Origin of the sequence: Caulobacter sp., assembly GCF_035254145.1 — a bacterium.
GTDB lineage: Bacteria > Pseudomonadota > Alphaproteobacteria > Caulobacterales > Caulobacteraceae > Caulobacter.
Window position 1 is genome coordinate 1 of sequence record NZ_DATFAV010000182.1, and the last position, 9,462, is coordinate 9,462.

At 66.9% G+C, this 9,462-nt stretch carries 12 protein-coding genes; 5 read left to right on the forward strand and 7 right to left on the reverse strand.

The features are described from left to right. Together VJ655_RS10885 and VJ655_RS10890 are read left to right on the forward strand one after the other, a co-directional pair. Positions 1 to 574: thymidylate synthase (locus tag VJ655_RS10885; protein WP_324111079.1), on the forward strand; the 574-nt coding region annotated here is incomplete at its 5' end. After that, positions 571 to 1,413, forward strand: coding sequence for a nucleotide-binding protein (locus VJ655_RS10890; protein WP_324111080.1), 843 nt, complete (start codon positions 571 to 573; stop codon positions 1,411 to 1,413). The genes VJ655_RS10885 and VJ655_RS10890, both read left to right, overlap by 4 nt. Before the next feature lie 60 nt (positions 1,414 to 1,473). Here VJ655_RS10890 and VJ655_RS10895 read toward each other — a convergent pair whose 3' ends face one another. Then, a complete protein-coding gene (locus VJ655_RS10895; protein WP_324111081.1) occupies positions 1,474 to 2,496 on the reverse strand; it encodes a zinc-binding dehydrogenase in 1,023 nt (340 codons plus the stop codon). 101 nt (positions 2,497 to 2,597) lie between these two features. Between VJ655_RS10895 and VJ655_RS10900 the strand changes: the two genes are divergently transcribed. Next, positions 2,598 to 3,113 carry a dihydrofolate reductase gene (locus tag VJ655_RS10900; protein WP_324111082.1) on the forward strand — a complete coding sequence of 172 codons (516 nt, stop codon included), beginning with the start codon at positions 2,598 to 2,600 and terminating at the stop codon, positions 3,111 to 3,113. A gap of 22 nt (positions 3,114 to 3,135) precedes the next feature. On the opposite strand, the gene VJ655_RS10905 is transcribed toward VJ655_RS10900, so the two are convergent. Next, positions 3,136 to 3,606, reverse strand: a complete 471-nt coding sequence (locus VJ655_RS10905; protein ID WP_324111083.1) for a hypothetical protein — start codon at positions 3,604 to 3,606, stop codon at positions 3,136 to 3,138. Positions 3,607 to 3,797: 191 nt separating this feature from the next. Here VJ655_RS10905 and VJ655_RS10910 point away from each other — a divergent pair, with 191 nt between their 5' ends. Together VJ655_RS10910 and VJ655_RS10915 are read left to right on the forward strand one after the other, a co-directional pair. Further along, positions 3,798 to 4,709: an SMP-30/gluconolactonase/LRE family protein gene (locus VJ655_RS10910; RefSeq protein ID WP_324111084.1), complete on the forward strand. Its 912-nt coding sequence runs from the start codon at positions 3,798 to 3,800 to the stop codon at positions 4,707 to 4,709. Between the two features lie 110 nt (positions 4,710 to 4,819). Then, entirely contained in the window at positions 4,820 to 5,599 is a 780-nt protein-coding gene (locus VJ655_RS10915) for an SDR family oxidoreductase (protein ID WP_324111085.1), read from the forward strand. A gap of 133 nt (positions 5,600 to 5,732) precedes the next feature. On the opposite strand, the gene VJ655_RS10920 is transcribed toward VJ655_RS10915, so the two are convergent. The 5 genes from VJ655_RS10920 to VJ655_RS10940 form a co-directional block, all read right to left on the reverse strand. After that, positions 5,733 to 6,824: an NADH:flavin oxidoreductase gene (locus VJ655_RS10920; RefSeq protein ID WP_324111086.1), complete on the reverse strand. Its 1,092-nt coding sequence runs from the start codon at positions 6,822 to 6,824 to the stop codon at positions 5,733 to 5,735. A gap of 204 nt (positions 6,825 to 7,028) precedes the next feature. Next, on the reverse strand, positions 7,029 to 8,240 hold the full coding sequence (locus VJ655_RS10925) for an acyl-CoA dehydrogenase family protein (RefSeq protein WP_324111087.1): 1,212 nt from the start codon (positions 8,238 to 8,240) through the stop codon (positions 7,029 to 7,031). A gap of 5 nt (positions 8,241 to 8,245) precedes the next feature. Then, complete coding sequence (locus VJ655_RS10930) at positions 8,246 to 8,536, reverse strand: putative quinol monooxygenase (protein ID WP_324111088.1); 291 nt, start codon at positions 8,534 to 8,536, stop codon at positions 8,246 to 8,248. A gap of 98 nt (positions 8,537 to 8,634) precedes the next feature. Next, the gene (locus tag VJ655_RS10935; protein WP_324111089.1) at positions 8,635 to 8,916 is read right to left on the reverse strand and encodes a hypothetical protein; all 282 of its coding nucleotides are present in this window, start codon (positions 8,914 to 8,916) and stop codon (positions 8,635 to 8,637) included. Positions 8,917 to 9,054: 138 nt separating this feature from the next. Continuing rightward, positions 9,055 to 9,462, reverse strand: a 408-nt coding sequence (locus VJ655_RS10940) for a DnaJ family molecular chaperone (RefSeq protein ID WP_324111090.1), incomplete at its 5' end; no start/stop codon positions are given.

Sequence of the window (9,462 nt, forward strand, 5' to 3'; positions counted from 1 at the left end):
GGACAACGGCGTGCGCATCTGGGACGAGTGGGCCGACGAAAACGGCGACCTCGGCCCCGTCTACGGCAAGCAATGGCGCTCGTGGGCCACGCCCGACGGGCGGGTGATCGATCAGATCGCCAACCTCGTCGAGAACCTGAAGACCAACCCCAGCAGCCGCCGGCACATCGTCACGGCCTGGAACCCGGCCGACGTCGACGACATGGCCCTGCCGCCCTGTCACTGCCTGTTCCAGTTCTTCGTGGCGGACGGCAAGCTGAGCTGCCAGCTCTATCAGCGCAGCGCCGACGTGTTCCTGGGCGTGCCGTTCAACATCGCCAGCTACGCCCTGCTGACCCTGATGGTCGCCAAGGTCGTCGGCCTGGAGCCGGGCGAGTTCGTCCACACCTTCGGCGACGCCCACCTCTATCTCGATCACTTGGAGCAGGCTCGCCTGCAGATGGTCCGCGAACCCCATCCTTTCCCGACGATGAAGGTCGCTGACAAGCGCGACCTGTTCGCGTTCGAGTACGGGGATTTCGAGATCGAGAATTATGTGGCCCATCCGCATATCCCAGCGAAGGTCTCGAAATGAAATTGGCGAGACCGTCCGCCTTTATCGGCTCGTCCGTTGAAGGCCTGGATGTCGCTTACGCCCTTCAGGAAAATCTCGAATACGACGCAGAGCCGACGGTATGGTCGCAAAATATCTTCACGCCTAGCCAATCGACCCTGAAGGCGCTCGCAGGCGAAGCGGCGAAGACCGACTTCGCCATCTTCGCCTTCACGCCGGACGACATGCGGTTGATGCGAGGCGAGCGAGCATCAATCCCTCGCGACAATGTCATCTTTGAGCTTGGCCTTTTCATGGGCGCCTTGGGGGTCGAGCGATGCTTTTTCGTGTCGCCGCGATCGGCCCAACCCTTAGCCCTGCCAAGCGATCTCCTGGGATTGACGCCTCTTACTTATGACGCCGAAAGATCCGATGGTCGGCTCGTCGCAGCGTTGGGGCCCGCCGCGAACAAGGTTCGCGGGGCGCTCCGCCAATTGGGCGTCAAAGCGCCGGCGATGAAGGCGCCACCGCCATCACGGATGGATCGTACGGGCTATTTCCTGAAAACCTGGGACGGCCCGAACCTGCAGGCCGCACGCGAGGTGCTCCACCGAGGCATACCTCTGCATCGAATGGAAGACGAAGATGGCTCCGCTACGGAAGCGCTTCTTTTGGTCTTCACGTTCTTGGAGAGCTTCGCAGATGCGGTCTTAGCTGGCGAAATCGACGAACAACGGGCTCGTCCCATTTTGGCGGCCACCGTGAAGAGCGTATGGGAACATGCAGCTGTCTATTTCGCGCCACTGAACTTGGCCGATGAATGGTGGGAGCCACCGCCACGACTTGCCGAACTGTCGGCCCGGTGGAGCAAAAGCGCTTGAGGACACTTCGTGGCGCCGCACGGCATTTCACCGGCCGCTGAACCCGCCGCGTCATGCCCCCTACGGCTTCAGCACGATCTTCCCGGCCAGCTTGGCCGATTGCAGCAGCGCCTGGGCCTCCCCCGCCTCGGCCAGCGGCAGCACCTTGGCGATCCTCGGCTGGATCGCGCCCTGGGCGATCAGGCCCAGCACCTTGGCGAGATCCTGGCGATAGGGCTCCGGCCGCGCATTGCGCCAGGAGGTGACGTTGTAGCCGACCACGCCACGGCTGCCGCTGAACAGGCCCAGGGCCGACAGCCTGTCGGCCAGCACCATGCGCAACAGGGCGTCGGGCCGCGCCTTGCCGCCGCGGGTGGCGTCGTAGCCGCCGTACAGCACCGCCGTCCCGCCGTCGCGTAGCGCCGCCAGCGAGGCCTTCTTCAGGTGCGGACCGCCGACATGGTCGAAGGCCGCCACCACGCCGCCGTCGGACAGGGCGATCGCCCGCGCCGCCACCGCCTCGGCGCGATAGTCGACGTGGACGCCGCCCTTGGCCTCGACCTCGGCCTTCTTGCCGGCCGAGGCGGTTCCGATCGCCCTCACCCCGGCCAACCGCGCCAGCTCCAGCAAGAGGCCGCCGACCCCGCCCGCCGCGCCGTGCACCAGCACACACTCCCCGGCCACGGAGCCCGCGACGCGATGGAACATCTGCCAGGCGGTCAAGCCGTTCAGCACGCCCGCGACCAAGGCCTCGGCGGGCGCGTCCTCGGGCGCGGCGACCAGGAAGCGGGCCTCGACATTGCGATGCGTGGCGTAGGAGCCGGTCACGGTCAGGGCCGCCACCCGCTGGCCGACGGCGAAACCCTCGACGCCGGATCCCAGCGCCTCGACCCGGCCCACGAAGTCGTAGCCGGGCGTCACCGGCGCCTTCACCCCGGGATAGAGGCCCGTGCGCATGACGATGTCGGCGAAGGCCACGCCGGCGGCCTCGATCGCCACCTGAACTTCGCCCGGCCCCGGCGGCGACAAGCTCACCTCGCGGCCCTTGAGAACCTCGACCCCGCCCGTGCGGGCCATGTGCATCTCGAACGCCGTCGCCGCCATCACGCCCTCCCGTTCCGCCTCGCCGCAGACTGATCAACGATAAGGTCCAGATCAAGCCGCCATGTCTGGCGCGTCGCGCTCGGGCTCGCTAATCAGGACGCATGAGCACGCCCACCCTCGCCATCGTCGTCGCCCGCGCCGCCAACGGGGTGATCGGCCGCGACGGCGACCTGCCCTGGCGGCTGAAGTCGGACCTGGCCCTGTTCAAGGCCAACACCCTGTTCAAGCCGATCATCATGGGCCGCAAAACCTGGGACAGCCTGCCCAGGAAACCCCTGCCCGGCCGCACCAACATCGTCCTGTCCCGCGACCAGAGCTTCGAACCCGAGGGCGCGGTGGCTTGTGAGACGTGGTCGGAAGCCGTGCAGATCGCCAAGGAGCAGGCGGCCGACGACGGCGCCGAAGAGGTCTGCGTGATCGGCGGCCACGCCCTGTTCGAACTGGCCCTGCCCAAGGCCAAGCGGCTCTACCTGACCGAGGTGGCCGCCGAGGTCGACGGCGACGTCCGCTTCCCCGCCTTCGACGAAAGCGCCTGGACGGAGGTGCGTCGCGAGGAACACCCGGCCGGCGAAGGCGATGACCACGCCTTCACGTTCCGGGTGCTGGAGCGGCGCTAGGGCGGGCCCTAGCGTCCGCCCGCTACGATTTCCAAGGCCATTTGAATCCCCGCTTTCGCGGCGCTGGACGCTGTTCGGGAGCCGGAACGCTCTCGTCCGACACCAGCCTGGGCTTCTTCTCCAGATTGGCCAGCTTGTGCGTCTTCAGGTGCTTGCCGGTGCAGGGCTGGAACACGACCTCGACCTCGCCGCCCTTGCCGGGCTCGGGCATCGCGAATTTAGCCGGCCCCACCCGAAGGGCGGTGATCACGGTGTCGCCCTTGTCGTTTTTGCTCCAGGCGATCCGGCTATGGACCGCGGTGTCGCCGAACCGCTTCTGAAGCTCGCGGTCGAAGGTCTTGTGGATTGCGCCGTCGACCACCGGCTTCCAAACCTCGGTCGTCATCGCCGGGCAGCTCGGCCGCGTCGGCATCGGGTGGGGCTTCGACGCCAGCAGAGGGACCTGGATCGCGCAGCCCGTCGTCATCAGGCCCACCATCGCGACCGCCGCCATAGATCTCCACATCGCCAGAATCCCTTTTCGTACTTCGCCCCACGCTTACGGCGAACCTCGCCGGGCACAAGCCCTCAATCGCGCGCGACAGTCCGCGAGCGCGACGGGGTTGGCCGAACGGAACCCTCGCCAGGTTCAAACGGGTGTTTATAGTCCTCGCCAACGCCCAGCAGAGGCGCGGAGGAGACACCATGGACATTCAACTGGTCGCCGAAGGTCTGCAATTTCCCGAAGGCCCCGTGGCCATGGCGGACGGTTCGGTCATCGTCACCGAAATCCAGGGCCAGCGCCTGACCCGCGTCTGGCCGGACGGTCGCAAGGAGACGGTGGCGCAGACGGGGGGCGGCCCCAATGGCGCGGCGATCGGGCCCGACGGCGCGCTCTATGTCACCAACAACGGCGGCAGCTTCGCCTTCTTCGAGGCCAATGGCCTGAACATTCCCGGCCCGACCCCGCCCGAGCACAAGGGTGGCTACATCCAGCGGATTGACCTGAAGACCGGCGCCGTCGCGACGCTCTACACGGAATGCGACGGTAAGCCCCTGGTCGGACCCAACGACCTGGTGTTCGACAGGCAGGGCGGCTTCTGGTTCACCGACCACGGCTGCTCGACGCCGGATGGCCGCAAGTACGGGGCGCTCTACTACGCCCTGGCCGACGGCTCGAAGATCACCCGCTGGCGCGACCACTTCGTCTCGCCCAACGGCGTGGGCCTCTCCCCCGACGAGAGGACCGTCTACATGGCCGACACCATGCTGGGCCGCCTCTGGTCGTTCCAGGTGACCTCGCCCGGCGTGCTGGCCGATCCGGCGCCGCTGCAGCCAGGGAACGTGGTCTGCAACCTGCCGGGCTACCAGCTGCTGGACAGCCTGGCCGTCGAGGCCGGCGGCAAGGTCTGCGTGGCGACGATCATCAACGGCGGGATCACCGCCTTCGACCCGGACGGCTCGACCGAGCACTACGCCTTCCCGGACGTGATCGTGACCAACATCTGCTTCGGCGGGGCCGACATGCGCGACGCCTGGATCACCGCGTCCGGCACGGGCAAGCTCTACAAGGCGCGCTGGCCGCGGCCGGGGCTGAAGCTGAACTTCAACGCCTGAATTCATGACCTGAATTCACGACCTGAATTCACAAGAGTTGGTTCCAGTCAGGGCCTAATCTGGCTGGGCCGGCGCCCCATCTAAGGCTCCGTCAACCCACGGAGCCCACGATGGATCTGAAACTGAACGACAAGACCGCCCTGGTGACCGGCGCGACGGCCGGCATCGGCCTGGCGATCGCCCGCGCCCTGGCGGCCGAAGGCGCCAAGGTGTTCGTCACCGGCCGTAGCCGGGACAAGCTGGACAAGGCCGTCGCGAGTATCGGCGGCAAGGTCGAGGGCGTGCTGGCCGATGCGGGCGCCCCGGAGGGCGCGGCGGCGATCCTCAAGGCCGTCCCCAGCGTCGACATCCTGGTCAACAACCTCGGCGCCTACGAGATGAAGGCCTTCGTCGATATTCCAGACGAGGACTGGCTGCGCCTGTTCGAGATCAACGTCATGAGCGGGGTGCGCCTGTCGCGCGGCTATTTCCCCGGCATGCTGGAGCGCAACTGGGGCCGGGTGATCTTCATCTCGTCGGAGTCGGGCCTCGCGACGCCGGGGGAGATGGTCCACTACGGCATGACCAAGAGCGCCCAGCTGGCGGTCGCGCGAGGCATGGCGCAAGCGACCAAGGGCACGGGCGTCACCGTCAATTCGGTGCTGCCGGGCCCGACCCGCGCCGAGGCCATCGCTGATTTCCTGAAGAGCGTCTCGAGCAATCCCGAGGGCACGACGGCCGAGCACGAGGCCGAATTCTTCGCCAAGCATCGCAGCTCGTCGCTGTTGCAGCGGATGATCGAGCCCGAGGAGATCGCCAGCCTGGTGGCCTACGTCGCCAGCCCGCTGTCGGCGGCGACGAACGGCGCGTCGCTAAAGGCCGAGGGCGGCCTGGTGACGACGATCGCTTGACGAAAATCCTCCCCCTAGGGGGGGGGGTCGGCTCGCAGAGACGACGGAGGGGGAAGAAGCAAGGTCGGCGGAACTTCCCCCTCCGGCGCTTCGCGCCACCTCCCCCGTTAGGGGGAGGATCGGGAGCGCCGCCCTAGTACAGCACCCCCAGCGCCTGGCGTTCGAAGTTCTTCAGCTCGGCGTTGCGGCCCTCGCGGATCTTCACGACCCACTCGGGATCCTGCAGCAGGGCTCGGCCGACGCCGACCAGGTCGAAGTCGCCACGCTCCAGGCGCTCGAGCAGGCCGTCGATCGAGGCGGGCTGGCTGCCCTCCCCGCCGAACGCGGCGATGAACTCGCCCGACAGGCCCACCGAACCGACGGTGATGGTCGGGGCGCCGGTCAGCTTCTTGGCCCAGCCGGCGAAGTTGAGGTCGCTGCCCTCGAACTCCGGCTCCCAGAAGCGGCGTTGGCTGCAGTGGAAGATGTCGGCCCCGGCGTCGGCCAGCGGCTGCAGCCAGGCCTCCATTTCCTGGGGCGTCTTGGCGTTCTTGGCGGCGTAGTCCTGTTGCTTCCACTGCGACAGGCGGATGATCACCGGATAGTCGGGACCGACCGCGGCGCGCACCGCCTTCAGGATCTCGGCCGCGAACCGGGCGCGCTCACCGATCGTGGGACCGCCCCACTTGTCGGTGCGAACGTTGGTGCCTTCCCAGAAGAACTGATCGATCAGATAGCCGTGAGCGCCGTGCAGCTCGACGGCGTCGAAGCCCAGGCGCTTGGCGTCGCCCGCCGCGCGGCCGAAGGCGGCGATGGTGTCGGCGATGTCGGCGTCGGTCATCGGCTCGGTGAACGGCTCGCCGCCAGCCTTGGAAAGGCCCGAGGGACTATCGACCTTGCCCAGCACGTCCTTCCCCTTGGCCGAGCCCACGTGCCACAGCTGCGGGGCGATCAGGCCGCCGGCGGCGTGAACCTCGTCGACCACCTTCTTCCAGGCGGCCAGCTCCTTTTCACCGTGGAAGCGCGGCACGTTGGCGTCGTTCAGCGAGGCGGGACGAGCCACGCCCGTGCCCTCGGTGACGATCAGTCCGACCTGGTTCTCGGCTCGCCGGCGGTAGTAGGCCGCGACCTCGTCGGTAGCGACGCCGCCCGGCGAGAAAGATCGCGTCATCGGCGCCATCACCACCCGGTTGGGCAGTTTCAGCGACTTGAATTCGAAGGGCTTGAACAGGGCGTCGAGCGACATGAGAAATCCGTGGACAGGAAAAGATCGAGCGCGATTTAAACATTCGTTTGGACGCCACGCCAACCAGAAAAACTGGAACAACTCCAGTTCTCGTCATCCCGGCCGCAGCGCGGCGGAGAGCCGCGACCCAGAGGGCGCCGCATTGCGCTTGGCCCCCCCTGAGTCCCGGGTCGGTTTCGCCGCTCGGGATGACGAGGATTTAGGTCACAGCCCCAGCACCATCTTGGCCATGATATTCCGCTGGATCTCGTTCGAGCCGGCGTAGATCGAGGCCTTGCGATAGTTGAAATAGGCCGGAGCCGCGGGCGCGGCGTAGTCCGGCCCCGCCCGGCCCTCGTTGGTCTTGCTCCACGGATCCTGAACGAACGGCGCGGCGTAGGTCCCGACCGCCTCCAGGGTCAGTTCGGTGATGGCCTGCTGGTGCTCGGAGCCCACGCACTTGAGCATCGACGAGGCCGGACCGATGGCCTTGCCCGCGGTGCGGCCCGAAAACACCCTCAGTTCCGTGGCGTTCAGCGCCGCCACCTGGATCTCCAGATTGGCGATCTTCTCGCGGAAGGCCCGGTCGTCGATCAGGCGGCCGCCGTCATCGGCCCGCTCCAGCGCCGCGATGCGCTTGACCTTGCCCAGCATGTTCATCAGGCCGGGGGCGTAGGCGTTGCCGCGTTCGAACTCGAGCAGGTACTTGGCGTAGGTCCAGCCCTTGTTCTCCTCGCCGATGCGGTTGGCGATCGGCACGCGGACATTGTCGAAGAAGACCTGGTTGATCTCCTGCTCGCCGTCCGGCGGGCCGTCCAGGGTCGGAAGCGGCTTGATCTGGATGCCGGGCGTGTCCATCCGCAGCAGCAGGAACGAGATGCCTTCCTGCGGCTTGCCCTGCGTCGAGGTGCGGACCAGGCAGAACATCCAGTCCGCCCACTGGGCATGGGTGGTCCAGATCTTCGAGCCGTTCAGGACGTAGTCGTCGCCGTCCCTGACCGCCTTCATCTGCAAGGACGCCAGGTCCGACCCCGAGCCGGGCTCGGAATAGCCCTGGCACCACCAGATGTCGGAGCGCAGGATCGGCGGTAGGTGCTGGGCCTTCTGCTCTTCCGAGCCGAACGCCATGATCACCGGCGCGACCATCTTCAGCCCCATCGGCGAGGACGTCGGCACGCCGGCCAGGCTCATCTCCATGTTGAAGATGTAGCGCTGAGAGGGCGTGAACCCCGCCCCGCCCAGCTCCACCGGCCAGTCGGGCGCCGCCCAGCCGCGCTCGAACAGCTTCTTCTGCCAGGCGACCTGCCCGGCCTTGTCCAGATAGCCGTTCTTGGACTGGGCCATCTGCTTCTTCATGTCGTCGTCATAGGCGGTCGCGATCCAGTCGCGGACCTCCGTCTGGAACGCCAGGTCCTCGGTCGAGAAGGCCAGGTCCATGCGCCCTACTCCACCGCGTCGAGGTACTCGATGTTCGGCGCGCCGGCCATGAACGGCCCCATCGCCGCGCCGGCGGCCTTGAAGTAGTCGGTTCCGCCGTGATGCTTCAGGGCGTCGGTCGAGGCGTACAGCTCCAGCACCTTGTAGACGCCGGCCTCGGTCTTCGACCTGGTCAGCTGGTAGACGAGAGCTCCCGGCTCGTTGGCCTTCACCTTGGCCGCCAGATCCAGGAACACCTTCTCGAACTCAGCGGACTTGTCCGGCTGGACCTTCAAGGTCGCGACGACACCGATCATGCTTGCCTCCCAACGTTTGTTTGAAAGGCAGGATGAGGGAGGTGGGCGCGGGGAGCAAGGGTCTTTGAACCCTCCCTCTCTCTAGGAGAGAGGGATCATCAGGGCCGCTCGTTCCAGCCATAGGCGACCCACGAATGGCCGCCCACATTACGGGCCTCGATCAGGCCAGGGTCGGCGTTACGGGGCTGGCCGACCTTGCGGCCACGGAACGTGAAGGCCGCCAAGCCAAAGAGCGCGCTGCCAATGAAGCCGACCACCACAACGGTGGCGGCGAACACCACGGCCAGGACGGCGCCGATCACCACGGCCGCCGACGTCGCGAGCGCGCCCGCGATCCAGGCCAGATTGCGCCAGGGCGAGACAGCTGCGGTGTTGGTCATCGGCGTCCTCTCATCACGCTCATAATCAAATCAGGTGGTTCATAAGCGCTGAACGTCAACTGAACACCCACGAGACATGGATGAAAAGCCTTTTCCAGCCCACTGAAGCTCCCCGGGGGCGAGACCAATTGTCTCGGCTCAGCCCGCCACCGCCAGCCCCAGCTCCCGGCGCTCGCGCATGACCGTCGAGAAGGCGGCGTTGATCGCGGCGGCCTTGGCCTCGGCCACCTCGATGAACTCGGTGGGTAGACCGCGCGCCCGGGCGCGGTCGGGGTGGGCGTTGGTCAGGGCGATTTTCCAGGCCTTGTGCACCGTGGCGTCGTCGGCGTCGGCCGGGACCTCCAGGATGGCGTAAGGGTCGTCGGCGCCGACGCCCAGATGGGTGGCCCGCAGGCGACGGAAGGCCAACGGCGACATGCCGAAAAGCTTCGACACCCGCTCCAGATAGGCCAGCTCGTCCTGGGTCACCACGCCATCGGCCTTGGCGATGTGGAACAGGCCGTCGACCACGTCCTCCAGCAGTTGCGGGCAACTGGAATAGCGCTT

Coding starts and splice junctions, on each gene's coding strand:
- VJ655_RS10890 (WP_324111080.1), top strand. CDS start 571: ATGAAATTGGCGAGACCGTCCGCCTTTATCGGCTCGTCCGTTGAAGGC.
- VJ655_RS10930 (WP_324111088.1), bottom strand. CDS start 8,536: ATGATCGGTGTCGTCGCGACCTTGAAGGTCCAGCCGGACAAGTCCGCT.
- VJ655_RS10920 (WP_324111086.1), bottom strand. CDS start 6,824: ATGTCGCTCGACGCCCTGTTCAAGCCCTTCGAATTCAAGTCGCTGAAA.
- VJ655_RS10895 (WP_324111081.1), bottom strand. CDS start 2,496: ATGGCGGCGACGGCGTTCGAGATGCACATGGCCCGCACGGGCGGGGTC.
- VJ655_RS10935 (WP_324111089.1), bottom strand. CDS start 8,916: ATGACCAACACCGCAGCTGTCTCGCCCTGGCGCAATCTGGCCTGGATC.
- VJ655_RS10910 (WP_324111084.1), top strand. CDS start 3,798: ATGGACATTCAACTGGTCGCCGAAGGTCTGCAATTTCCCGAAGGCCCC.
- VJ655_RS10900 (WP_324111082.1), top strand. CDS start 2,598: ATGAGCACGCCCACCCTCGCCATCGTCGTCGCCCGCGCCGCCAACGGG.
- VJ655_RS10915 (WP_324111085.1), top strand. CDS start 4,820: ATGGATCTGAAACTGAACGACAAGACCGCCCTGGTGACCGGCGCGACG.
- VJ655_RS10905 (WP_324111083.1), bottom strand. CDS start 3,606: ATGGCGGCGGTCGCGATGGTGGGCCTGATGACGACGGGCTGCGCGATC.
- VJ655_RS10925 (WP_324111087.1), bottom strand. CDS start 8,240: ATGGACCTGGCCTTCTCGACCGAGGACCTGGCGTTCCAGACGGAGGTC.